Raw genomic sequence first — 24748 nt, 5'->3', positions numbered from 1 at the left:
GAAAACCGTAAGCATGATATCTGCCCATGAATTATTTCGATCTGTTCAATCTAGAACCTGCCTTTGATATCGACACCGCCTTACTTGCAGAGCGCTACCGCGAACTGCAAAGGGCGGTTCATCCCGATAAATTTGCTAACGATACCGAGCAACAAAAATTGCTATCGGTACAGCGTACTTCGCAAGTTAATGATGGCTATCAAACCTTAAAAAATCCCTTACGTCGTGCTGAACATATGTTGAGCTTGCGTGGTATTGAATTAAGCCACGAAACCACCACACTTAAAGATGGTGCATTTTTGATGCAACAGATGGAGTGGCGTGAAGCATTAGAAGACATCCAGCACAGTAATGCACCTCAAGACTTAATTGACGAGTTATACGACTCTTTTGGCGAATTTGAATCGACGCTGTCGACTAAATTAACCTCGTTACTCGCATCGAGTGAAGATGCTGATGCATTATTGGCTGCAGATCAAATTCGTAAGCTAAAGTTTATGGCAAAATTGCAAGATGAATTGGCCCGTATTGAAGATAGCTTACTGGATTAGTTAATCAGTACATTCAAATTTTATGATTAGCATGGCTAATCAATAACACAACAAGTTGGAACACTATGGCACTGTTGCAAATTGCAGAACCTGGCCAAAGCGCCGCACCACACCAACACCGTTTGGCAGTGGGTATCGATCTTGGTACAACAAACTCGTTAGTGGCGACAGTGAGAAGTGGCCTAGCATCGACCTTAGCTGATGATAATGGTCGTCATTCTTTACCGTCGGTCGTGCATTATGGCCAAGACGCGGTACAGGTGGGTTATGAGGCGCAAGCTAAATCGGCTGTTGATCCGCAAAATACCATCGTCTCTGTTAAGCGATTTATGGGACGCAGTCTTGCTGATGTGCAATCTGGAGTACATAAACTGCCCTATGTATTGCATGCTAGCGAAAATGGTTTGCCGGTGTTTAGCACGCCAACAGGACATGTTAACCCTGTACAGGTGTCGGCTGAAATTCTAAAGCCATTAATTGCGCGCGCAGAATCAACATTAGGCGGTGAGCTACAAGGTATCGTGATTACCGTCCCCGCGTATTTTGATGATGCTCAACGTCAAGGCACTAAAGATGCCGCTGAATTATTAGGCGTCAAAGTATTACGTTTATTGAACGAGCCTACCGCAGCGGCTATTGCTTACGGATTAGATTCTAAGCAAGAAGGCGTGATTGCCATTTACGACTTAGGTGGCGGCACGTTTGATATTTCTGTGCTGCGTTTAAATCGCGGTGTTTTTGAAGTACTGGCAACCGGTGGCGATTCTGCACTTGGCGGTGATGACTTTGATCATCTTTTAGTGAGTCACTTACAACAAGTGTGGAATATCACCGAACCCAACAATCAGCTAGCACGTCAATTATTGATTGAAGCTCGCCGAGTGAAAGAAGCACTCACCGATAACGACAGTGTTGAAGCGCAAGTGTTGATTGATAATCAGTCTTTAACCGCTTTAGTTGATAAATCATTATTCAATGAACTGATTGGCGCATTAGTGAAAAAGACGATTGGCAGTTGCCGTCGTACGCTTCGTGACGCGGGTGTAAGCGTTGATGAAGTGATTGAAACGGTTATGGTGGGTGGATCAACGCGTGTACCTTTAGTGCGTGAACAAGTGGAAGCTTTCTTTAAGAAAACACCACTCACCTCTATAGACCCCGATCGTGTTGTGGCGATTGGTGCAGCGATCCAAGCCGATATTTTGGTCGGAAACAAACCTGAATCTGACTTATTATTGTTAGATGTCATTCCATTATCGCTTGGTGTTGAAACCATGGGCGGATTGGTTGAAAAGGTCGTTACACGTAACACGACTATTCCGGTCGCACGCGCACAAGAATTTACCACGTTTAAAGACGGCCAAACGGCGATGGCTTTTCATGTGGTACAGGGTGAGCGTGAATTGGTTGAAGATTGCCGTTCATTAGCGCGTTTTACGCTACATGGTATTCCGGCTATGGCCGCAGGTGCTGCACACATTCGTGTGACTTTCCAAGTGGATGCAGATGGATTACTCAGTGTCACGGCGATGGAGAAATCCACCGAAGTGAAAACCACCATTCAGGTTAAGCCTTCATTTGGTTTGTCTGACACTGAAATAGCAACCATGCTAAAAGATTCAATGAAGTATGCAAAAGATGACATTACTCGTCGTATGCTTGCGGAACAAAAAGTAGAAGCGGCGCGAGTGATAGAGTCATTAAATGCCGCATTAGGCAAAGACGGTGACTTACTTGATGAGCAAGAGCGTAAGCAATTAACAGACGCCATTGCGTTACTTGACGTTACTGCACAGCAAGACGATGTTGATGCCATCGAGAAAGCAATTGCTAGCCTTGATGATAAAACTCAAGATTTTGCGTCTCGACGCATGGATAATTCTATTAGAACGGCGCTAAAAGGGCAGTCGGTCAATAACATATAGGTGAAATAATGCCACAGTTAGTATTTTTACCCCATCAAGAGCTTTGTCCAGACGGCGCAGTACTTGAAGCAGAAGTTGGTGAGACCATTTTAAACGTTGCATTGCGCAATGGTATTCATATAGAACACGCATGTGAAAAATCGTGTGCTTGCACTACATGCCACGTTGTCGTGCGTGAAGGCTTTAATCAACTTGAAGAAAGTGATGAGCTAGAAGACGACATGCTTGATAAAGCTTGGGGTTTAGAACCTGAGAGTCGTTTATCTTGCCAAGCTAAAGTAGTTGATTGTGACATGGTGATTGATATTCCTAAGTACACGGTCAATATGGTTAGCGAAGGCTAAAAATAGTCGTAAATTAACAAGGGTAATGATGATGTCATTACCCTTTTTTGGATCTTATCCAACTGAATATACAGTTTAGTGTTGCTGTTTAGGATGAATTTTCGCATCATCACTTTAATCACGTCACCATCTGTACCTTTATTATGCCTGAGACAACCATTTTCCAGCCGAAACAACGACGCAGCCAAGATACCCAACAAAAATTGATTGCTGCATTACATCATTGCTTACAGGATAAATTTTTCGAACACATCAGTATCAAAGATTTAGCAGAACATGCTGGTGTATCAGTAGGCACTTTTTACCGGCGTTTTAAAGATAAAGAGTCACTGCTGCCATTGCTATATCAAGATTTTGGCCATGATCTTGACTTGTGGGTGAGTGAGTTAGAACAACAACACTGCAACGATTTAACTCAAGCATTACAATATATTTGCCAGCAGACATGTCAGTTTTTATGTAGCCGACAGAGTATATTCCGTACACTGCACCTCAATTCACGCTTGCATTCTGAGATTATAGCGTCAGATAAATTGGTTAATCGTGAGAATATTTACCAACGTATTTCAGCCTTAATATTAAGACACCAATCAGAAATAACGGTGATAGATAAAAGCCAATCTGCTGATTTAGCGGTGTTTATGATGGTGTCGACGTTATTAGATAAAGTATTGTATCCCACCTTAACTCCCGCATTAGCCAGTAAGCTCTCTCTTGATGCGTTTGCTGCCGAACTCCCCAAAGTATTAGTGGCTTATTTAAAGTCTGCTTAAGCGTTAGTTGGCTTTCATTCGGCTCCTTAGCAACAGTTGTTTGCAATATTGATGCGTCTCAAGTACATTATGTGAATTATGATTCGCATAAAAGTGTTTGTGGCGAGGTCGATGTGATTACTGCAACAACAAATAAAATAATAGCAAATAAAGCAATGGCTTAATAAGAAATGTCAGCCATCAATGTTGCGGTTTACTCCTATTAACGAGGCAAAAATGAAACCTTTCCAATTTAGATTGACGGTATTGAATGTTATTGCTGCAGTATCCGTAGCCAGTATTACTCAGGTATCTGCTGCACAACAGGAACATCAATCAGTGCAGTTTATTAACCATAATAAAAGCAATTCATTGCCTTTTTCTGAAGCAGTTAAGGTTAATCACACTTTGTATTTGTCTGGGCAGATTGGGCTTGATAACAACACTAAGCAATTGGTTATGGGTGGAGTAGAGGCTGAAACTCTCGCGACGCTTAGTAATATTAAACACACGTTGATGCAATCAGATTATCAACTCAGTGATGTAGTTAAATGCACTGTGATGTTGGCTGACATCAATGACTTTGGCAAATTCAATCAAGTGTACAGTGCTTTTTTTAAGCCGCCATATCCTGCAGAAGTACTTTTGGTGTCAGCGGTTTAGCGTTAAATGCCAAGGTAGAAATAGAATGTATCGCAGCTAAGTCATCAGTCATCAAATAATGTTTAGCGAGTATCTACTTAATATATTGACTCAGTCTTTTAAGCAGAACCTCGGTTAAGCGCAGTTTGTCTTTTTATGGCCACATGGATAAGTGGCTACTTTTTTTCTTTTTATTGCAGCATTAAACAGGAATGGGTTATGACTCTTTTATCTTTATCTAAAAAGTACATCGTTGCGAGTGTTGTCAGTGGATTAAGTGTGTTTAGCACCGAGGTAATGGCTGAAACTACTGATACTAGTCATCAGCAAAACCCATATGTCGCTTATAATCAACCAGTTATTGCGTTAGTGGGTGTCAAACTTATCGATGGTACTGGCGCTAAAATGAAACCCAACCAAACCATAATAATGACAAATAGTGTGATTACTTATGTTGGCGATGCCAGTAACGCTGATATTGCAGAAGGGACTAAGGTGATTAATGGCGCTGGTAAAAGTGTTATCCCTGGCCTTGTAATGATGCACGAACACATGTTTTACCCAACGGGTAATGCTCATTATACTGAAATGCTCTACAGCTTTCCTAAACTGTATTTAGCTGGCGGGGCGACAACGGTAAGAACGGCCGGTACAACAGCGCCCTATGGCGACTTAAACGTGCGTGATGCGATTCAACAAGGCACCACTTTTGGTCCGGACATTGATGTTACCGCGCCATATTTGAATGGACCCGGTTTACCGATTTTAAAACTTAAATCGTTACGTGATGCTGAAAATGCGAAAAAGATGATTGATTATTGGAGTTATGAAGGTGTCACATCATATAAAGCTTACATGCAAATTAGCCCGTCTGAACTTAGCACCGTGATTGATCAAGCGCATCAACGCGATCAAAAAGTCACCGCGCATTTATGTTCTATCACTTATAGAGAGGCCGCTGATTTAGGCATTGATAATTTGGAACACGGCTTTTTTGCGGCAACTGATTTCGTTAAAGATAAAGTCGCAGGAGAGTGCCCAAAAACGGCGCATCAATCTTTAGTCGATTTAGACATAGATTCTCCTGAAGTGGCTAGTCTGATTAAACATTTAGTGGATAAGAAGGTTGCGCTGACTTCAACGCTAACCGTTTATGAAACCTACACAAAAGGTAGGCCTAAAGCTTATCCTCTGGCGTTAGAGGCGTTAATTCCACAACTCAAAACTCATTACGAAAATAACTGGCAAAAAATTTCACAGCAACAAGATGCGACATGGCCAGTCGTGTTTGAGAAAATGCGTAAATTGGAAAAACGGTTTGTTGAAGCCGGCGGTTTATTAATGGCCGGAACCGACCCCACTGGCTTTGGTGGTGTTGTTGCTGGGTTTTCTAACCAGCGCATGGTTGAGTTGTTAGTTGAGTCAGGTTTTAGCATTGAACAAGCGATTAAAATATCGAGCTTAAATGGAGCCAGTTATTTAGGTAGAGATAAATTAATCGGCTCGGTGGAAGTCGGTAAGCGCGCTGACTTAGTGTTAATTAATGGCGACCTTAGCCAAGACACCAGTGCTATTCAGCAAATGCAATATGTGTTTAAGCAAGGTGTAGGGTATGACTCTGTTGCGTTAATTAACGCGACAAAACAGGTCGTTGGAATGCATTAGCTGTATGCTGCTGGCACCAAAAGAGGCTCAATAATCTCTTTTTGTTGTGCCAGCGGTATGATCTATTCTCAATTGCTTGCGACCTTATTGAGACTTATCTACATCAAGTTTCAGCTTCTAACTTCGCCTTTTAGCCTACAATGATTAAGTGCATTTAAGGTTATTTTTTCGCTAAATTTGAGCGGGTTAATTATTTGTGTCACCAGTCATTGATTTTAAATCAACTCAGCGTATGATGCGCGAAAATTCCTATTTTGGAGCACTCTGTGCGCATCGCAATACTGTCTCAAGGCCCGCAATTATATTCTACTCGTCGCTTAGTCGAAGCTGCTGTCGCCCGCGGACATGAAGTTAAAGTAATCAACCCATTAAAGTGTTATATGAACATCAACATGACTAAACCTAGCATTCATATGGCAGGTAAAGACTTAGGTCATTTTGATGCCGTGATCCCACGGATTGGCGCTTCGGTTACTTTTTATGGTTCTGCAGTGCTTCGTCAATTAGAAATGATGGGCGTATATGCGGTTAATAGCTCAATTGGTATTGCGCGTTCACGTGACAAGCTTCGTTCAATGCAGTTGTTGTCAAGACAAGGCATTGGTTTACCGATTACTGGTTTTGCTAACAAGCCAAGTGACATTCCTGACTTAATCGATATGGTTGGCGGCGCGCCATTAGTGGTTAAACTGCTTGAAGGCACACAAGGTATTGGCGTGGTACTTGCTGAAACCCGTAAAGCCGCAGAAAGCGTGCTAGAAGCCTTTATGGGCCTTAAAGCCAACATTATGGTGCAAGAATATATTGCTGAAGCCCAAGGTGCTGATATTCGTTGTTTTGTCTTAGGCGATAAAGTCATTGCTGCAATGAAACGCCAGGCAAAACCGGGTGAGTTCCGTTCAAACCTTCACCGCGGCGGCAGTGCGACCTTAGTTAAGTTGTCACCACAAGAACGCTCAGTTGCACTGCGTGCCGCGCGTACAATGGGATTAAATGTCGCAGGTGTTGATTTATTGCGTTCTAACCACGGTCCTGTGGTAATGGAAGTGAACTCTTCACCAGGGCTTGAAGGTATTGAAGGCGCAACTCAAAAAGATGTTGCGGATGCCATTATCTGTTTTCTTGAAAAAAACGCCGCTAAAGTGAACAAGCAAAGCAAGGAAATTGCCGCTTGTTAATATAAATGACGTAAACAAATGCTCAAATGTTACTGTGATAGATGATAAAACTAGGCTTTTTGAGTTTAATTACGTATAATCCGCGCGAATTTTTTAAACTTGCTCACATTAAGGAAGCTAGTTATGGCGATCGAACGCACATTTTCTATTATCAAGCCAGATGCAGTTGCTAAAAACCACATCGGTGCAATTTATAACCGTTTTGAATCAGCGGGTCTTAAGATCATTGCTTCTAAAATGGTACACCTTTCTAAAGAACAAGCTGAAGGCTTCTACGCTGAACACAGCGCACGTCCTTTCTTTGGTGCTTTAGTGTCTTTCATGACTTCTGGTCCAGTAGTGGTTCAAGTGTTAGAAGGCGAAAACGCTGTTCTTGCTAACCGCGAAATCATGGGTGCAACTAACCCAGCTGAAGCTGCTCGTGGCACTTTACGTGCAGATTACGCGGCAAGCATCGACGAAAACGCAGTTCACGGTTCTGATGCAGTTGAATCAGCAGCACGTGAAATTGCTTACTTCTTCAGCGCTGAAGAAGTGTGCCCACGCACTCGTTAATCTTCGCTTAAAAGATAAATAAAAGGAGCTTAGGCTCCTTTTTTATTGCCTGTGATTTGGCTATTGTAACCAGTCAGTAGTCGACATTTTTTGTACAAATTGACTCGACAACATCAAATCGTCATTGTTAGCCATTGTTAGCCATTGTTAGCCATTGTTAGTGATTAATGAGGATTGGTATTGCGAGCATTGAATCCTTAATCAAGATTATAACGAGTTGTTTTGCATGGTGACATCAGCAAGACAAATATCGTCATGCTTAGCACCCAATCAAACAACGCATCAATTATCACATCAAGGATCTCATCAAGTACAACATTCAACACAACTCAACGCCATACCCACAAATTACCGAGTAGAAAATAGATAGCGAGATATACCGTCAATTATTCTATTTTCCATCAGTACGATTTCTATTTCTCGCAACCCTTTTACAACCCGCAAGAAAGGAATGCCCAGCAGCTTTTGTTGTGCGTTCTCGATATTTAAAGGGAAATAGCCATGACTGCGCCTCAATCAAAAAATGCTGGACGCATTCTGATTGGTCACTTATTAGACGGATGGGTATAACTCATGCTTGTATGCAGACAGCATCATTTGGCTCTGAATATTTAAATGACTCGCGGTTATATATGACTCTAACCGTTTCAGCGTATAGGGTGAAGAAGGCTAATAACAAAATACCATTTACTCATTACATGCCATTAATTGTAAATTTTACGTTAATAAAAAACGCTGTGAAAATGATTAACTTTCGAGGTTTTACACGTTAATTAGTATGTATTTCGAGCTAAAAAAAGGGCTTTTAGTTCTGATTATGGTGAACAGTATTTAACATATATTGAATAAAGAATAGCGTATGAAATAGCTTTTAGTGAATTACTGAATAATTAATCAGTAATTATGAGAGAGCATTCTGATTGTTTTTAGTTCAATAAAAAAATAAATTTAAAAATATTACGATTTAATGATTGATACAATATGTGATCGATTGTTGCAAATATGTTTTTTATGTTTTCTTTCTGTTTTTTTAAATAAATTTATTTGTATTTTATTGGTGTTAAGTTTGTACTGTTTTTGCGCTATAAAAATAACAACAAAATAACAATAAAAGTATTTTTTTGTATTACATTGAATTGTAAGGTTTTTATTAAGTCAAATTAATTATGACTTTTAAGCTGTTTTGCGATGTTGTTCACATGTTGCCCATATTGACTAAAAGTTTTTTATTCATTAATAATGTTTTCAGTAATTGGTTAAACCGATTATTCATAATTAAAAATATAACGACTTGTTTTATTTTATTCCAAGTTATAGGGAGTTATTCATGAGTTCAGTAACATTGACAGCAAAAGCGATCCGTCGCAGTTTATTAGCTGTAGCAGCAACAAGTGTGGCAACGACAGGTTTGTTTTCTTCAGCCGTTATTGCTGCAGACGAACAGAAAGTTGAAAGAATCGAAGTCACCGGTTCACGTATTCAACGCCAGGATATGGAAACCGCTTCACCCGTAACCATCATTTCAGCTGAAGCTATTCGCGCTGAAGGTTTCACATCTGTTGACCAATTACTGCAAGCACAAACTTCAATGGCAGGTGCCGCTGTTGGCTCTAGTACAAACAACGGTGCAGATGGTGTTGCACAAGTTGATTTGCGCGGTATGGGTTCACAGCGTACTTTGGTATTGGTCAATGGACGCCGTATGGTTAACTCAGGTTCAGGTGCAGATAGCTCTGTTGATTTGAACTCTATTCCAGTAGCAATGATTGCACGTGTTGAGATCTTAAAAGACGGCGCCTCAGCGGTTTACGGTTCAGATGCGATTGCCGGTGTAGTTAACATTATTACCAAGAAAGATTTTGAAGGTTTACAGTTGGACGTTACTGGCAGTGGCACCGATAAAGGTGATGGCGAAAACGGTGATTTAAGTATGCTTTACGGTTTCAATACCGATGGCGGCAACTACACAATTGGTGCCGCTTTCTCTGACCGTCGTGAAATTGTGCAGTCAGACCGTGATTGGACCGAATTAGGGACAAGTAGCATTATTCCTACAGGCACGTTGGAAGGCTTATCAAGAGACTCTAATGGTAACTGGGTACCTCGCGCTGATCTTTACGAGCGTTATGATTATACTCAAGATAGTTACTACCAAACACCAAGTGAGCGTCGTAGCTTGTTTGCGAATATGACACAAGAATTAGGTAATGACGTCGTATTAACTGCAGATGCTATTTATACTAACCGTCGCTCAAACCAACAGTTAGCCGGTCAACCAGCTCAGATTTATTTAGATGTGTGCGGACAACCAGGTGTAGACCCTTTAAACTGTATGACTATTGATAGCAGTATGTCTGCAGCAGGGATAGCAGCTGATGAAAACGGTCAAGTGTTCTATGCCAGACGTACCAAGGATGTAGGTCCTCGTATATATTCTCAAGATACGAATACATGGCGCATGTCTGCAGGTTTAGCCGGTTTGTTAGATGTTAATACTGGTATGAATTGGGATGTGTCTTATACCTTCGGTAAGAACGAAGCGTCTACATCAGTTGATAATTCTATCAATGCAAATGACATGATCAATTCTATTTATGCTGATCAAGATTCATGGTTTTCTGGCGCACCATTAACTCAACAGCAAAAAGATGCAGTTGGATATTCAGAGAAAGCTAACGGTGGAAACGAACAGCAAACTCTGTCAGCAGGCTTAAATGGTGAGTTATTTGAATTATCAGCTGGTGCAATCGGTTTTGCTATCGGTGCAGAATACCGTCGTGAAAGTGGTTTCTATAACCCTGATGCAATTGTTGTAGCAGGTGAAAGTACTGCAGCCCAACAAGATCCGACTAAAGGTAATTACAACGTTATCTCTTTTTTCCAAGAGGTTAGCGTACCTTTCACTGATAAGTTAACCGGTGAATTTGCAATGCGTTTAGATGATTATTCTACCTTTGGTAAAGCAAGCACATGGAAAATCGGCTTAACTTACGAAGCGACTGATGAACTTATGGTTCGAGGTGTAGCAGCAACAGGTTTCCGTGCTCCAAGTGTATCTGAATTGTACGCAGGTAATTCAGGATCATTCGATTACCTAACAGATCCTTGGTTATCAGAAGCTGATCAAACAGGTCAAATATTAGTCAATCGTACATCAGATCCCGATCTAAAACCTGAGGAGTCAGAATCATACACAGCAGGTTTGGTTTACTCACCTAGTTACGTTGAAGGTATGTCTGTAACATTAGATTACTGGCGCTTCAAAGTTGATGACGCAATTGCGCGTTTAGACACTCAAGCAGGTTTAGACGACTGTCAAGCTGGAATAACGTCTGCTTGTGAAACTTTTAGTATTACTCAAGATGGTGATTTACGTAACTTAACTAATGCATTGACTAACGTAGGCTATCAAGACACTAGTGGTGTTGACTTCAATTTAGCTTATAACTTTGAAGGTTTAGGTTTAGATTGGAAAATTAATAATGACATGACTTATCTTGTTAATTTCGAGCAAGATGGTCAAGATTACACTGATACTATCGACGGTAACTTTGGTGCTTACGCGAAAGTTCGCAATAACTTTAGTGTTTCAACTGGTCAAGATAGCTGGAGCGTTAGCTACTTCAACCGTTACATTGGCGAAATGGACGATCTAAATACAGGCGATAAAGTGGATGCAATTCTGTACCATAATGTTTCTGGCACTTATTATGTTACTGATATGATTACCCTAACCGCAGGTGTTAAAAACTTAAGCGACGAAGAGCCATCACGTGTTTCTAACGGTCCTTCTGGCGGTACTGTATCTGAAGTATATGACACCATTGGTCGTCAATACTTCGGTGGTGTAACGCTTAAGTTCTAGAACGTCTAATAATAATGAGTGCTCAGTAGTGCTCATTTAACGTGATAAAAAGCCTACAGAAATGTAGGCTTTTTTGTATCTGTATTTTGTATCTGTTGGTTGATAGATGTTTAGTGATTTAACCTAAGCTCTAGTCTATGTTCATTAAGGTATTTCTGTTGGCAATGCCTGCAGCGTTGTTCTGTGGGATCTAGCTGTAACCTACCTGCGTCGATGTCCATTTCACAGTCAGAACATAGACCATAGAGACCGAGATCGAGTTGGCATAATGCGGCATCGAGTTTCATTAATTGAGTGAATAGGTCGGTGTTGGCCAATTTTACTTGCGACAGGAAATCGATAATATCCCCGAGTGTCGCTGCGTGAGCGAGTTGACTCGCGTCTGGTGAAATATCCTTGATAATAAGCAATAACTCGTATCTCAATTTGAGTTCAAGTTGTTGTAATTTTTGCAGTATGTCCTGATAGTTGTGCAACTGAAATAACCTTTGCTGATAATGTCACTAGAAATTCTATTCTAGGCACAAAAAAAACGCAGGTTATGACGAAGATCAATTCTGAAGTAGATTTTTGCACTCAGGCAGTAAAAGTATACAACCTGAGGCGATAAACATTAGCGTAAAGACTGATGTGCCTGTTGCAGCACCTTCACTATCTCTTCGGTAGTTTTATAAATCCGTAACTCACGAAACAAGGCATCTGCTTCAGGATATTGACGATTCAAGTAGCTAAACCATTGTTTAATACGTGAAGGATAATAATCTGATTTCCGGCCACTGAGTTCTTTTTCTGTATAACTCATTAACAGCGTGAGCGTTTGTAACCAGGTATAGGGCGTTGCCCCCGTTTTGATGGTATCGCCTAAATTGGGTAACGAAATTGCACCGCGGCCAATCATGACACTGTCACAGCCTGTGACATCTATGCAACGTTGAGCATCTGCGGCATTCCAAATTTCGCCATTGGCGATAACCGGTATAGGTAATCGTTTGCGCACTTCTGTGATGTATTCCCAGTAAGCAGGTGGTTTATATCCGTCTGTTTTACTGCGTGCATGAATTGCTAATTCTGATGCACCTGCTTCATATACCGCTAAGGCGTTTTCCATAAACAATGATTTATCTTCGTAGCCTAAGCGAATTTTAGCGGTGACGGGTTGCTCGCTTGGCACGGCGTCACGCATCGCCTTAACAATCTTGTAGATGTTTTCTGGGTATTGCAGTAATACAGCGCCACCTTTACTTTTATTAACCGTTTTAGCTGGGCAACCAAAGTTAGCGTCAACGCCATTAGAACCTAATTCAATTGCCCTAATGGCATTTTCGGCCATCCACTCAGGCTCTTGTCCTAACAATTGCACACGTACCGGCGTGCCTGAGGGCGTTAATCCGTGATTAAGTAATTCAGGGCACAATTTGTAAAAGACTTTCTCTGGTAATAGCTGGTTTACCACTCGTACAAACTCAGTGACCACTAAATCAAATGGATTAATGGTAGATAAAATATCACGCATATGGTCATCAACCACGCCTTCCATCGGAGCTAAAATAACGCGCACAATACACCTTACTGAATAAAAAAGTGCGCTATTTTACCGTGTTTATCTGTTGATAACAGCATTAAGCACCACTTTAAGCGCTCCGGTTTATCAGTAAGTCCATTTTTTTACTATTTATCATAAAGATAGTCGACAATCTTGCTGGTGTTAACTCATGTTCCCTCTTCTTGCGGTGTTAATTTTGTGTTAAGTTAACACCGTCCTAGCCTGGTTTTTTATTACTTAATGTCAATTTTTTCACATTTTTTTGTTTATTTTGAAATAAAAATAACAGATGGCAGGTCTCTTTATGCAAGCCGGCAATGATGTTGGTCACCATTACATAATCAAGACACGAGGAAGACAAAAATTATGAACTCAATCAAACAAACTACTGTAGCTGTAGCGTTAGGTGCTGTTGTGATGACTGCTGGTTTTGCTGTTGAAGTACAAGCTAACCCTTTTGGATTTGAACAATTAACTGCTGGCTACCAATTAGATGGTGGTGAAGGTAAGTGCGGCGAAGGCAAGTGCGGCGGCGACATGAAAAAGTCTGCTGAAAAAGCGGCTGAAGGTAAATGTGGCGAAGGCAAGTGCGGCGGCGACATGAAAAAGTCAGCTGAAAAAGCCGTTGAAGGTAAATGTGGCGAAGGCAAATGCGGTGGCGACATGAAAAAATCTGCTGAAAAAGCCGTTGAAGGTAAATGTGGCGAAGGCAAATGCGGTGGCGACATGAAAAAATCTGCTGAAAAAGCCGTTGAAGGTAAATGTGGCGAAGGCAAGTGCGGCGGCGACATGAAAAAATCTGCTGAAAAAGCGGTAGACGGTGCTGTTAGCAAAGAAATGAAAAAAGTAGTTGAAGTGGTTAAGTAATAACCCAAAAGCAGTCAACATCATTGACGGCAATTATTAGATAATCCTTTGGCTTATCTGAGACAATTAAGGCCTGAGATTCAGGCCTTAATTTTATCTGTTTTTTATCGTTAAAGGACACACACTCTATTATGCATAGCAATACTCATCGCCAAGATCGTGTTGGGTTAGGGCTTCGTCGCGAAATGTTAGCGGAGTTTTGTCAGCATGTTCCTTCAGCAATAGATTTTTTCGAAGTCGCGCCTGAAAACTGGATGACATTAGGCGGTAAATTTGGCCGTCAATTTAAACAATTGACCGAACAACATGCCTTTTTCTGCCATGGTTTGTCGCTATCAATTGGCAGTCCTGCGCCATTAGACACTCAATTCGTCCAAAATATAAAACGTTTTTTAGACAGTCACAGCATTAATGTATATTCAGAACATTTAAGTTATTGCTCGGGAACCGGCCACATGTACGACTTGATGCCGATACCGTTTACCGATGAAGCCGTGATCCACACGGCAAAACGTATCAAGCAAGTAGAAGATATTCTTGAACGTCCTTTTATTCTTGAAAATGTGTCGTTTTATGCCGCGCCTGGGGCGCAAATGAGCGAACAAGCCTTTGTGAATGCGGTATTACAAGAAGCTGACTGCAAATTATTACTCGATGTAAACAACATTTATGTTAATGCAATTAATCATCAATATGATGCCAATGAATTTCTTGCCGCGATGCCAACAGAGCGTATCGCCTATTTGCATATTGCTGGCCATTATGACGAAGACGTTGATTTAAAAGTCGATACCCACGGTGCCGATGTGATTGACCCAGTATGGACATTACTACAACAATGTTATCAATTGCACGGTGTTCACCCGACGTTGCTCGAACGAGATTTTAATATTCCTAAAACAGACGTTTTGCTCAACGAGATAAACCAAATTCATCATTATCAACAAGATGCTCTATTACATAAGTAAAGTCGTTGAGTTAAATCGTGGTTATCGCTGTTATTATTGAGGAAACTGAAATGGGATTTATTGACGTACAGCAACAGTTTATGGATTACATTCGTGATCCCAGCTTACCGTTGCCTGACGGCATTGAAGCACGTCGAATGACAATTTACCGAGAGCTGTTTTTTAATAATATTTCAGGCTTTGTCTCCAGTGCCTTTCCGGTATTAAAAAGCTTATATACTGCCGAGCAATGGCAAATGTTAGTGCAACAGTTTTTTGTGAAGCATGATTGTCAAACTCCGATATTCGTAGAAATAGCCGCTGAGTTTCTCGCATTTTTACAACACCAATATACTCCGTCTGAACATGACCCCATCTTTATGCTGCAACTTGCGCATTATGAATGGTTAGAGCTGTGCGCCGCCGTAGCCCCCGACACAGCAGTATCGCAATTATTAGACAGTGATAATGTGCAGCACCCATTTTTAAGCTTAGCTGCCAGTGCTAAGGTTGCTCAATATGGCTTTGATGTTCAACATATCAGTGTCGATTACCAACCTATAGCGCCAACCGCTCAAGCTCACTTTTTTTGCGTTTACCGCGACAGTGAAGATGAAGTGGCGTTCTTACAACTTACGCCGTTAAGTGCGCAAGTGTTAGCTTATATTGAAGAAATGGATCGGGCGCAACAAGCGGTTAATGTTGACCAAATTATCAGTTGGCTCAGTGGGCATTATCCGCAAATGTCGACGGATGCTTTATTATCTGGTTGCTTACCTTTGTTGCAGCAACTCGCACAGAAGGGGATTGTGGTAGCGGCCAATTAGCTAAGTAGACTTAGTAATTTTAAGGTTTTTATTTTGTGAAGATGCGTCTAAAATGAGCCACTTTTGTGATCGACTTCACGTCAACATAGGGTTAATTAACTCACTTGTTAACAACATCATTAAATGATTGATGTAAGCCATTGCAGTATAAATATCACTTTAATCTAGGAATTATCATGAGTCAGCCGTTTAAAGACCCGTTTAACATTGTTTATTTTATTGGTTTTATTTTGGTTTTATTAATTCCAACATTGCCAGCAAGTCTTTCATGGTTAAAAGTGTCTGGATTAATTTAACGCTTATTTCAGAATAATCTGTCATGATATTGCCTTACTAAACCACTCTGATAGAGTGGTTTTTTGTTTATGGCGAGGGTGGTTATGGCGCTAAAACGCGGCTTTTTTTTGATTATTGGTTTATGCAGCCTAGTATTAGGCTTAATGGGCATTTTGTTACCATTACTGCCAACTGTTCCTTTTATTTTATTATCGGCATTTTGCTTTGCTCGTTCAAATGACCGTTTACACCATTGGTTAGTCACACACCCTTGGTTTGCCGAAGGGATCCATCAATGGCAATCAAAAAAGGCTTTGAGTCGACCATTAAAGCGTAAAGCCATGATATTGAGCAGCCTAAGCTTTTGTATTAGCATCGTAATTGTGCCACTCGTGTGGGTTAAAATGATGTTGTTTAGCATGATGCTCGTGTTGTTGTTTTTTTTGTGGCGGATCCCAGAGTTAGAATAATAAATCGTCAGTTAATGCATGACAGTTGCAACTGAGATTAAACGGGCATAAGATCACTTAAGTATTTTTACCAGAGTCCACCAATCACGTGGACTTTTTTATTGCGTAATCACTTTTAAACTAGAGTTAACTAATTATGATGAACCAAGACAGTTTAGCGCTTATCAAGAACAGCATTAAAACCATTCCTGATTATCCAAAGCCAGGCATTATGTTTCGTGATGTCACCAGCTTGTTAGAAAGCGCTGAAGCGTACAAAGCAACGATTGCCATTTTAGTTGCTCACTACCAATCAAAAGGTTTTACTAAAGTGGTTGGCACAGAAGCGCGTGGCTTTTTATTTGGTGCACCTTTAGCACTTGAACTTGGCGTTGGATTTGTGCCTGTGCGTAAGCCTGGTAAATTACCACGCGAAACCATAAGCCAAACTTATGAATTAGAATACGGTAAAGACACTTTAGAAATTCATACCGATGCGATTAACGCAAACGATAAAGTGCTAGTGATTGATGATTTATTAGCCACCGGCGGCACAATCGAAGCAACGGTTAAGCTTATTCGTGAACTGGGTGGTGAAGTTTCCCATGCTGCATTTGTTATTTCATTGCCTGAAATTGGCGGCGAAAAGCGCCTACAAGGTTTAGGGATTGAAGTATTAAGCTTGTGTGAGTTTGACGGCGAATAGTAAGTTTAAAATAACTGCTAATTTATTAAGCAGTTAACTGCATTAACGTCCATCAAATGCCCGCTCAACAATAGCATGCCAGCCCTTGGCATGTTATTGTTATCCCCTTTAATGGGATTGACTCCCGATAGCTCTCTGTGGGGAATTTCATGTCTTATCAAGTGCTCGCCCGCAAATGGCGTCCAGCAAAATTTGAACAAATGGTTGGTCAGTCCCATGTGCTCATGGCACTCACTAATGCATTAAGTCAGCAACGTCTTCATCACGCTTATTTGTTTACCGGAACCCGTGGGGTCGGTAAAACCAGCTTGGCACGACTTTTTGCCAAAGGGCTAAACTGTGAAACCGGCGTAACCGCTAATCCTTGCGGTGAATGTTCAAGTTGTATTGAAATTGCTCAAGGCCGTTTTGTCGATTTAATTGAGGTCGATGCAGCGTCGCGCACCAAAGTGGATGATACCCGCGAATTACTCGACAACGTACAATATCGTCCATCTCGTGGCCGGTTTAAAGTCTACCTCATAGACGAAGTCCACATGCTGTCGCGCAGCAGCTTTAATGCCTTGTTAAAAACCTTAGAAGAACCCCCTGAACATGTAAAATTTTTGCTGGCGACCACTGATCCACATAAATTACCGGTCACGGTATTATCTCGTTGTCTGCAATTTAATTTAAAGAGTCTGTCGCAACAAGAGATCTGCAAGCAACTCGAGTACGTGATTACTCAAGAGCAATTGCCTTTTGAATCCCAAGCATTAAATGTATTGGCTAAGGCGGCTAATGGCAGTATGCGAGATGCGTTGAGTTTAACCGACCAGGCCATTGCGTTTGGTAGCGGGCAGGTGATGCTTGAGCAAGTACAAACCATGCTCGGTAGCATTGATGAACAGCATGTTATTGCGCTATTAAAAACCTTATGTGATGCCGATGTCGCGCCTTTGATGCAAATGGTGGCAAAAGTATTAGCGTTTGGTGCTGATGCTGAAGAAGTGTTGCGAAGTCTACTCGAGTTACTGCATCAAATTACCTTGACTCAGTTTGCTCCTGCAGCCGCTCAACAGTCTCTGTTCAGTGAGCAAATTCTAGCGTTTGCCCAGCAATTATCGCCAGAGCAAGTGCAATTGTATTATCAAATGTTACTGAATGGCCGTAAAGATTTAGCTTTTGCGCCAGATCCAAAATCAGGGCTGGAAATGGCATTGCTTCGTGCGGTAGCTTTCACGCCTGAAAAGCAAGTCAAACGTTGGGTAACAACTACGCCAGCGGTAATTGATTTAGCACAAACGCACGAGGTCACAGATACAAGCCCAAAGCCTAAAGATTCAGTATCCGTAAGCCAAGCAATACCAAGTGAAGCTCCTGCAGCATTAATGCCAAAGGATGAGACACAAGCCAATGTAAGCCAAGTCTTGGCAACCCCACTAGATACTGAATTAACCTCGGCAGAATCGAACGATGCTGCTTCGCCTGACGATGACACGACGCAAAGTGAGTTAAGCGATGATGAACCCGATAATGCGCTTAGCGATGTCGATGAAGCACTCACGGATGCTGCATTAATAGCAGAACAACATGTGCTGTTGAGTCAAGCTGAGAGCTTTGGCTTTAATGATAAATCACCCACTAAAACGATGCCACAACCCCCGGCTCTAGATACGAAAGAGCCTGAGCCCGTTACGACAGATATTGAGCGCAATGCCCTTGCTGTTGATGGTCATCAAGATTCAAATGTTCAATCTACACATCAAGACGGTTTGGATTCCATCAGTGACACCACAGAGTCGAGCGACGGTTTAGGTGTTTCTGTTGATAACGCAGCCAATGATCCACTTGATAGCACTTCAAATATCTCATCAGACGATTCTTTTGACGGCTATTCGTTTAGTGATTACGATCAAGACAGTGATTATCAACCTGCTGATCATGACTATTATATGACATTTTCTGCTCAGTCTGAGTCTTTGTATCAATCTCAGCCCTTGCATGAGTCATTTGAACAAACGAATACACTGAGTGTATCTGCAGAAGCGCCATCTGCAGATACTTCATCGCCTGAAACACCGATAGAACCTGAGGCAAAATCAGAGGCTGAAACAGCTGTAAACCAAGAAGATGCGTTAGATTTTCTTAATGTGGTACTGGCCAGCCGCGATTCGTTAATTGCCGATGTCGGCGCGTTGCAACAAAAAGAAGCGGAAGCTGCCAAAGTACCCGTTGCCGGTAAGTTAGCTAGCATAAGTAAAGTACCTACAGCACCGAAACGCTTTGCGACAACAGCTGAATCATCTCTTGAACCTTCGACTGACTCCTCACTTGAGTCATCACTTGATATGTCGGTAAAGGATGCGCCGATTGAGCCGCATAACGCAAGCCAGGTAGAGGCTAATCCAGAGTCTGCCTCTGAGCCTGTATCTGAGTCTGCCACTATGTCAGTAAAAACGCCTGATGATGTGCCAAGTGGTCAACATGCTATAAATAAAAGTGCAAATGCCGATACTCAATACGATAGGCCGCCGTGGGTAGAGCCCGCCGGTGATGAGTCATTTAATACGTTTGCCGATTTTGCTCAGCAAAAGACAACACAATCTGCCCAAGCAGGCTCTGCAGCAAAAGAGCCAACCTCGAGTGCGTTAACGGCATCAAAGCCGACTATTACCGCTGAGTCATTAGCTAAATCTGACGCACTCCAAGCGTCAACCGCAATGGTGCCTTTTACCCCACACAGTATTGAGGGTAATGAGCTTGATTTACATTGGTATAAAGTGATGACTAATGTGTCTGTGGGCGGTCGAGTAAGGCAGTTGGGCGTAAACTCAGTGTGTCAGGCACAAACTAATCCACTGGTGTTGGTATTAAAACCAGATCAAAAACACCTTTCTGCACCCATTGCGATAGATCAATTGCAAGTAGCGTTAACGGATTATTTGCAGCAACCAACTGAAGTTCAAATTCAAATTGGTATTGTTCCAAAGCGGGAAACACCGTTAGAATTACGTAAACGATTTCATCGCGAATTGATTGCTCAAGCTGAGCAGTCAATTTTGCAAGATGATAATACTCAGTGGATGATCCAACGATTATCTGCGCAGTTAGACAGTGATAGTATTGAGTATCCGCCTGAGCAATTGGCGCAAATTGCCCATGATATTGCTCAAATAACGGCTCAATCATGATCAATAACGGGTAATTTAGGTTGAATGAACATATCTTCATCTCAAAAATGCTCAGCCTAGATTGCCAATCGATTTTATTTCAGTAAGATTAGCGTCATTATGGCGACGTGCTAACAATCCTAATTAGAGAGAGACAAACTATGTTTGGTGGAAAAGGCGGTATGGGCAATTTAATGAAACAAGCCCAAATGATGCAAGACAAAATGGCAAAAGTGCAAGAAGAGATCGCACGCACAGAAATGACGGGTGAAGCGGGTGCTGGCTTGGTTAAAGTAACCATGACAGGTAACCACAGCGTGCGTAAAGTTGAAATCGACCCAAGCTTAATGGAAGATGACAAAGAAATGCTCGAAGACTTGATTGCTGCGGCCTGTAATGATGCAGCGCGTCGTCTAGAAGAAAATCAAAAAACTAAAATGGCCGAAGTGACCGGTGGCATGCAATTACCACCAGGAATGAAAATGCCGTTTTAATCGTTGTTGTTAACAACAAACAAAAAAGCTCAAGCATAATGCTTGAGCTTTTTTGTTTTCGCGTCAGAGTCAGCTTGACCAATGACCAATGACCAATGACCAATCAGCAATGACCAATGCGTATTGCTAACACATTATCACGACGATTAAACCGCATTAGCATGTTTCACCTTTGGTTTATCAAAGTTAACTCCAAGTATAAAATATTTGACATATCGTTGTGATGTATTACGCTATGTTAAGTTAAATATTTTATACATTAAGTTCGTTGAGGTTAACATGGATAATAAGCAGAAGTTGATTCAATGGTTACAAGAGACCAGTTTTAGAGAAGTGACGTTATCGGTCGATTTTTTAGTGACAGCGTACATTAGTTACTTTTACCTAAGTCAGTTGGTTAATGCCACACCAGAGCAACTCGCCTCCATAGAATGGCTCTCTACTGTGCTACTTGAGGTGATTGTTTACTCTATTGTTTTGATGGTCGTCAGTTATATCGTATTGGCGTTCATCAGCGACGATGAATTATCTCGGCCGATGGATGTGAGAGAAAAGCAGATTAATTTGGTGGGCTACAAATACAGCGCCATCATTTTACAAGTCGGGGTGGTTTTAGCCTTATTTCAATATAATATCGCCGCCCAAGATTTCGAGTTTATGCAATCAAGCGTGCCGCATTTACCGTTACACATTTTAGTTGGGGCTTTCTTAGTGGCGGAATTAGCACATTATGGTGTGCAGTTGTACAAGGGCCGTTCTGGAGATATTTATGAGTAAGCCTGATGACAATAAAATCGGGATTTCGAACTCAATTCGCACCCTACGGTTTTTAAATAATGAAATGACTCAAAAGCAATTAGCGGAACACATTGGTGTGACTCGGCAAACAGTGATGGCAATTGAATCGAATAAATACTCGCCGACACTTGAGGTGGCGTTTAAAATCGCAGAAGTGTTCAACTTACCGTTAGATAAAGTATTTAGTTACCGTTCGGAAAAATAACTCGATGATCAAATATGCTCCTTAAAGGATTAACCTTTGCATTCACGCTCAGCTCAGACAATAATCGCACAGCATTGTCGTTCAGTGAATGGGTTTTGGGCAGTGTCGATGGTATTACAATTAGATCAGTCATTAAGGTATTCGCAATTTTATGAAGTTTAGTCCCTTGCTCGATGAGTTAATTCAATCTTTACGTGGTTTGCCAGGCGTAGGCCCTAAATCTGCGCAGCGTATGGCATTTCAGTTGTTAGAACGTGAACGTAAAGTGGGGTTGAAATTAGCCGAGTCATTACAAAAAGCCATGTCTGAAGTAGGGCATTGTCAAAGTTGTCGAACCTTTACTGAGCAAGATCTGTGTCCAATTTGTTCGAGTCACCGCCGTGTTAATGCCGGTATCATTTGCGTGGTTGAAACACCTGCAGATGTGCTCGCCATTGAAGCCGGTGGTCACTTTACAGGGCGTTACTTTGTGTTGCTAGGGCATTTATCGCCACTTGATGGTGTCGGCCCAGAAGAGCTAGGCCTGGCACTGTTAGAGCGTCATTTAGCGTCAGACGATGTCAGCGAACTTATTTTGGCCACCAATCCCACTGTAGAAGGGGATGCGACAGCCCACTTTATTGCTGACATGGCAAGACGTCACAAAGTGATTATTAGCCGTATCGCACACGGTGTACCCGTAGGCGGCGAACTTGAGTATGTCGACAGCACCACGCTAGCCTTGTCATTTAATGGCCGTATTCCGCTTTAATCGCTCATATCTGTGTTAACGGTTCATAAAATCTTATGTTTTCCTGCCAACCACTGATTGGCAGGAATTTCCCGTCAATATTGTCTCTCCAGCGAGCAGACTGTCATCAATTTTTATTCACAAAATGTTTTTAGAGTCGATAAACATGGATTGTTGCGGAAATATTGAGCAATAAAATCCAACAGCCCTTGAAAACAGTTTAAAGCCCCCCATTTCTTGGTTAACGAAGATTTTTACACGAGTGCATCGTTCGACTCGTTTTGTATTAACGTAACACCAAGGGAAATTATTCATGTCTCAACAAGAAACTCATGGCTTTCAAACCGAAGTAAAACAACTATTGCATTTGATGATCCACTCTTTGTATTCCAATAAAGAGATTTTCTTACGTGAATTAGTCTCAAATGCAGCCGATGCAGCAGACAAATTACGCTACCTTGCACTCACCGACGATGCGTTATACGAAGGTGATGGCGAATTACGCGTACGAGTGAGTACGGATAAAGAAAAAGGCACGGTTACTATTTCTGATAATGGTATCGGTATGACCCGCGACGGCGTTATCGAGCATTTAGGTACCATTGCTAAATCAGGCACTAAAGACTTTTTTAACAACTTGTCTGGTGAAGCATCAAAAGACTCACAGTTAATTGGCCAATTTGGTGTCGGTTTCTACTCTGCATTTATCGTGGCGAAAAAAGTCGTTGTGCGCACTCGTGCTGCCGGCCATGCGGTAAACGAAGCAGTATTGTGGGAATCAGAAGGTGAAGGTTCATTTAACGTTGAAACCGTCACTAAAAACACTCGAGGCACCGAAATCACGTTACATCTTCGTGATGAAGAAACTGAGTTTGCAGATGAATTCCGTTTACGCTCAATTATTTCTAAATACTCAGATCATATCTCTATTCCGGTAGAAATGTTTGAAGCGGGCCAACCAGAGTCAGAAGGTGAAGACGGCGAAAAAATTGCTGCCACTGAAGGCACTTGGAAGCCAATGAACAAAGCCACTGCGCTTTGGACACGTAATAAAGCTGATATTACTGACGCAGAATATCAAGAATTTTATAAGCATATTTCACACGATTATGCCGATGCCCTTAAATGGTCTCACAACCGTGTTGAAGGTAAGCAAGAATACACCAGCTTAGTTTACATTCCGGCTAAAGCTCCGTGGGACATGTTCAATCGTGACCATAAACACGGCTTAAAACTGTTTGTGCAACGTGTGTTTGTGATGGATGATGCTGAGCAGTTCATGCCAACGTATTTACGTTTTGTAAAAGGCTTAATTGACTCAAAAGATTTACCGCTAAACGTATCGCGTGAAATCTTGCAAGACAACCAAGTGACCAAAAATTTACGTCAAGCGTTAACCAAACGTGTACTTGGTATGCTTGAAAAGCTAGCTGAAAATGATGCCGAGAAATACCAATCATTTTGGGCTGAATTTGGCCAAGTATTAAAAGAAGGCCCAGCAGAAGATTTTGCTAACAAAGAACGTATTGCTGGCTTACTGCGTTTTGCTTCTACTCACGACAATTCAGCAGCGACTACCGTATCGTTAGACGCCTACATCGAGCGCATGAAAGAAGGCCAAGATAAAATCTATTTTATCGTTGCCGACAGCCATGACGCCGCAGTAAATAGCCCGCACTTAGAATTGTTACGCAAAAAAGGCATTGAAGTACTACTGATGTCAGAGCGTATTGATGAGTGGTTAATTAATCACTTAAATGAGTTTAAAGGTAAAAAACTTCACTCGGTTACCAAAGGCGATCTTGAATTAGGCTCACTAGAAGATGAAGCTGATAAAGAAGCTCAAGATAAAGTGGCAGAAGAAGCTAAAGGGTTAGTTGAACGTATTAAAGCGGCATTAGCAGACAAAGTGTCTGATGTGAAAGTAACCTCACGTTTAACTGACACCCCAGCGTGTGTAGTGACTGGTGACGGTGAGATGTCGACTCAAATGATTAAATTGATGCAAGCTGCAGGGCAACCTGTACCAGAGTCAAAACCGACATTTGAAATTAATCCAAGCCATCCATTGGTTGAGCGTTTAAATAACGAAGCCGACGAACAGTTATTTGCTGATTGGTCTAACTTGTTATTACAACAAGCGTTACTGTCAGAGAAGGGCAGCTTGTCCGATCCGTCTGCGTTTATTAAGCTCACAAACCAGATGTTAATGGCCAGCTTTAAATAAGCAAACCTAAAGCAGTAAAAGCGGACAGTAGTCCGCTTTTGTTTTTGGAT

Annotated in this window: 22 protein-coding genes; 20 read left to right on the top strand and 2 right to left on the bottom strand. The window is 41.6% G+C overall.

Annotated features, from left to right (window positions below; all coding sequences use genetic code 11):
• The first annotated feature begins 26 nt into the window (after window positions 1-26).
• The 9 genes from hscB (at window position 27) to AC19MX_RS00145 (ending at window position 11477) form a co-directional block, all read left to right on the top strand.
• Window positions 27-551 (top strand): co-chaperone HscB, encoded by a 525-nt coding sequence (hscB, locus tag AC19MX_RS00185; RefSeq protein WP_432402765.1) that lies wholly within the window; start codon window positions 27-29, stop codon window positions 549-551.
• Window positions 552-616: 65 nt separating this feature from the next.
• A complete protein-coding gene (gene hscA, locus AC19MX_RS00180) occupies window positions 617-2476 on the top strand; it encodes a Fe-S protein assembly chaperone HscA (protein ID WP_432402767.1) in 1860 nt (619 codons plus the stop codon).
• 8 nt (window positions 2477-2484) lie between these two features.
• Window positions 2485-2820: an ISC system 2Fe-2S type ferredoxin gene (fdx, locus tag AC19MX_RS00175; RefSeq protein ID WP_432402769.1), complete on the top strand. Its 336-nt coding sequence runs from the start codon at window positions 2485-2487 to the stop codon at window positions 2818-2820.
• Between the two features lie 143 nt (window positions 2821-2963).
• Window positions 2964-3593, top strand: coding sequence for a TetR/AcrR family transcriptional regulator (locus AC19MX_RS00170; protein ID WP_432402771.1), 630 nt, complete (start codon window positions 2964-2966; stop codon window positions 3591-3593).
• Between the two features lie 216 nt (window positions 3594-3809).
• Entirely contained in the window at window positions 3810-4235 is a 426-nt protein-coding gene (locus AC19MX_RS00165; protein ID WP_432402773.1) for a Rid family hydrolase, read from the top strand.
• Between the two features lie 198 nt (window positions 4236-4433).
• A complete protein-coding gene (locus AC19MX_RS00160) occupies window positions 4434-5879 on the top strand; it encodes an amidohydrolase family protein (RefSeq protein ID WP_498296167.1) in 1446 nt (481 codons plus the stop codon).
• Window positions 5880-6145: 266 nt separating this feature from the next.
• Window positions 6146-7057: a 30S ribosomal protein S6--L-glutamate ligase gene (gene rimK, locus AC19MX_RS00155; RefSeq protein ID WP_432402779.1), complete on the top strand. Its 912-nt coding sequence runs from the start codon at window positions 6146-6148 to the stop codon at window positions 7055-7057.
• A gap of 123 nt (window positions 7058-7180) precedes the next feature.
• Window positions 7181-7612: a nucleoside-diphosphate kinase gene (gene ndk / locus AC19MX_RS00150; RefSeq protein WP_432402781.1), complete on the top strand. Its 432-nt coding sequence runs from the start codon at window positions 7181-7183 to the stop codon at window positions 7610-7612.
• Between the two features lie 1327 nt (window positions 7613-8939).
• Window positions 8940-11477: a TonB-dependent receptor plug domain-containing protein gene (locus AC19MX_RS00145; RefSeq protein ID WP_432402783.1), complete on the top strand. Its 2538-nt coding sequence runs from the start codon at window positions 8940-8942 to the stop codon at window positions 11475-11477.
• Window positions 11478-11587: 110 nt separating this feature from the next.
• Here the strand turns inward: AC19MX_RS00145 and AC19MX_RS00140 are convergent, their stop codons facing one another.
• Together AC19MX_RS00140 and dusC are read right to left on the bottom strand one after the other, a co-directional pair.
• Window positions 11588-11953 carry a TraR/DksA family transcriptional regulator gene (locus tag AC19MX_RS00140; RefSeq protein ID WP_432402785.1) on the bottom strand — a complete coding sequence of 122 codons (366 nt, stop codon included), beginning with the start codon at window positions 11951-11953 and terminating at the stop codon, window positions 11588-11590.
• 137 nt (window positions 11954-12090) lie between these two features.
• Window positions 12091-13035, bottom strand: a complete 945-nt coding sequence (dusC, locus tag AC19MX_RS00135) for a tRNA dihydrouridine(16) synthase DusC (RefSeq protein ID WP_432402787.1) — start codon at window positions 13033-13035, stop codon at window positions 12091-12093.
• A gap of 351 nt (window positions 13036-13386) precedes the next feature.
• Between dusC and AC19MX_RS00130 the strand changes: the two genes are divergently transcribed.
• From AC19MX_RS00130 to htpG, 11 genes are all read left to right on the top strand, one after another.
• Complete coding sequence (locus tag AC19MX_RS00130) at window positions 13387-13887, top strand: HvfA family oxazolone/thioamide-modified RiPP metallophore (protein ID WP_432402789.1); 501 nt, start codon at window positions 13387-13389, stop codon at window positions 13885-13887.
• 131 nt (window positions 13888-14018) lie between these two features.
• Window positions 14019-14855 carry an HvfB family MNIO-type RiPP peptide maturase gene (locus tag AC19MX_RS00125; protein ID WP_432402791.1) on the top strand — a complete coding sequence of 279 codons (837 nt, stop codon included), beginning with the start codon at window positions 14019-14021 and terminating at the stop codon, window positions 14853-14855.
• Between the two features lie 50 nt (window positions 14856-14905).
• Complete coding sequence (locus AC19MX_RS00120) at window positions 14906-15661, top strand: HvfC family RiPP maturation protein (protein WP_432402793.1); 756 nt, start codon at window positions 14906-14908, stop codon at window positions 15659-15661.
• 380 nt (window positions 15662-16041) lie between these two features.
• A complete protein-coding gene (locus AC19MX_RS00115; RefSeq protein WP_432402795.1) occupies window positions 16042-16407 on the top strand; it encodes a YbaN family protein in 366 nt (121 codons plus the stop codon).
• Between the two features lie 133 nt (window positions 16408-16540).
• The gene (apt, locus tag AC19MX_RS00110; RefSeq protein ID WP_432402841.1) at window positions 16541-17092 is read left to right on the top strand and encodes an adenine phosphoribosyltransferase; all 552 of its coding nucleotides are present in this window, start codon (window positions 16541-16543) and stop codon (window positions 17090-17092) included.
• 149 nt (window positions 17093-17241) lie between these two features.
• Window positions 17242-20265 (top strand): DNA polymerase III subunit gamma/tau, encoded by a 3024-nt coding sequence (gene dnaX, locus AC19MX_RS00105; RefSeq protein ID WP_432402797.1) that lies wholly within the window; start codon window positions 17242-17244, stop codon window positions 20263-20265.
• A 140-nt stretch (window positions 20266-20405) separates the two neighbouring features.
• Window positions 20406-20738: a YbaB/EbfC family nucleoid-associated protein gene (locus AC19MX_RS00100; protein WP_160054287.1), complete on the top strand. Its 333-nt coding sequence runs from the start codon at window positions 20406-20408 to the stop codon at window positions 20736-20738.
• 279 nt (window positions 20739-21017) lie between these two features.
• Window positions 21018-21515 carry a hypothetical protein gene (locus AC19MX_RS00095; RefSeq protein WP_432402799.1) on the top strand — a complete coding sequence of 166 codons (498 nt, stop codon included), beginning with the start codon at window positions 21018-21020 and terminating at the stop codon, window positions 21513-21515.
• A complete protein-coding gene (locus AC19MX_RS00090; protein ID WP_432402801.1) occupies window positions 21508-21741 on the top strand; it encodes a helix-turn-helix transcriptional regulator in 234 nt (77 codons plus the stop codon). The genes AC19MX_RS00095 and AC19MX_RS00090 overlap by 8 nt, the downstream gene beginning before the upstream one ends.
• A gap of 151 nt (window positions 21742-21892) precedes the next feature.
• A complete protein-coding gene (recR, locus tag AC19MX_RS00085; protein WP_432402803.1) occupies window positions 21893-22492 on the top strand; it encodes a recombination mediator RecR in 600 nt (199 codons plus the stop codon).
• 292 nt (window positions 22493-22784) lie between these two features.
• Window positions 22785-24698 carry a molecular chaperone HtpG gene (gene htpG, locus AC19MX_RS00080; RefSeq protein WP_432402805.1) on the top strand — a complete coding sequence of 638 codons (1914 nt, stop codon included), beginning with the start codon at window positions 22785-22787 and terminating at the stop codon, window positions 24696-24698.
• The last annotated feature ends 50 nt before the right edge of the window (window positions 24699-24748 follow it).

Source organism: Shewanella sp. MF05956 (assembly GCF_059758055.1).
The sequence above is the reverse complement of the archived record's forward strand: the minus strand, read 5'-3'. Positions and strand labels throughout refer to the sequence as shown.

What these genes read in the sequence shown, in the direction of transcription:
- AC19MX_RS00130 (WP_432402789.1), top strand. Translation starts at nt 13,387, where the DNA reads ATGAACTCAATCAAACAAACTACTGTAGCTGTAGCGTTAGGTGCTGTT.
- recR (WP_432402803.1), top strand. Translation starts at nt 21,893, where the DNA reads ATGAAGTTTAGTCCCTTGCTCGATGAGTTAATTCAATCTTTACGTGGT.
- AC19MX_RS00090 (WP_432402801.1), top strand. Translation starts at nt 21,508, where the DNA reads ATGAGTAAGCCTGATGACAATAAAATCGGGATTTCGAACTCAATTCGC.
- ndk (WP_432402781.1), top strand. Translation starts at nt 7,181, where the DNA reads ATGGCGATCGAACGCACATTTTCTATTATCAAGCCAGATGCAGTTGCT.
- AC19MX_RS00170 (WP_432402771.1), top strand. Translation starts at nt 2,964, where the DNA reads ATGCCTGAGACAACCATTTTCCAGCCGAAACAACGACGCAGCCAAGAT.
- AC19MX_RS00165 (WP_432402773.1), top strand. Translation starts at nt 3,810, where the DNA reads ATGAAACCTTTCCAATTTAGATTGACGGTATTGAATGTTATTGCTGCA.
- AC19MX_RS00095 (WP_432402799.1), top strand. Translation starts at nt 21,018, where the DNA reads ATGGATAATAAGCAGAAGTTGATTCAATGGTTACAAGAGACCAGTTTT.
- hscA (WP_432402767.1), top strand. Translation starts at nt 617, where the DNA reads ATGGCACTGTTGCAAATTGCAGAACCTGGCCAAAGCGCCGCACCACAC.
- htpG (WP_432402805.1), top strand. Translation starts at nt 22,785, where the DNA reads ATGTCTCAACAAGAAACTCATGGCTTTCAAACCGAAGTAAAACAACTA.
- AC19MX_RS00145 (WP_432402783.1), top strand. Translation starts at nt 8,940, where the DNA reads ATGAGTTCAGTAACATTGACAGCAAAAGCGATCCGTCGCAGTTTATTA.
- fdx (WP_432402769.1), top strand. Translation starts at nt 2,485, where the DNA reads ATGCCACAGTTAGTATTTTTACCCCATCAAGAGCTTTGTCCAGACGGC.
- AC19MX_RS00115 (WP_432402795.1), top strand. Translation starts at nt 16,042, where the DNA reads ATGGCGCTAAAACGCGGCTTTTTTTTGATTATTGGTTTATGCAGCCTA.
- AC19MX_RS00120 (WP_432402793.1), top strand. Translation starts at nt 14,906, where the DNA reads ATGGGATTTATTGACGTACAGCAACAGTTTATGGATTACATTCGTGAT.
- AC19MX_RS00125 (WP_432402791.1), top strand. Translation starts at nt 14,019, where the DNA reads ATGCATAGCAATACTCATCGCCAAGATCGTGTTGGGTTAGGGCTTCGT.
- AC19MX_RS00100 (WP_160054287.1), top strand. Translation starts at nt 20,406, where the DNA reads ATGTTTGGTGGAAAAGGCGGTATGGGCAATTTAATGAAACAAGCCCAA.
- AC19MX_RS00160 (WP_498296167.1), top strand. Translation starts at nt 4,434, where the DNA reads ATGACTCTTTTATCTTTATCTAAAAAGTACATCGTTGCGAGTGTTGTC.
- hscB (WP_432402765.1), top strand. Translation starts at nt 27, where the DNA reads ATGAATTATTTCGATCTGTTCAATCTAGAACCTGCCTTTGATATCGAC.
- dnaX (WP_432402797.1), top strand. Translation starts at nt 17,242, where the DNA reads ATGTCTTATCAAGTGCTCGCCCGCAAATGGCGTCCAGCAAAATTTGAA.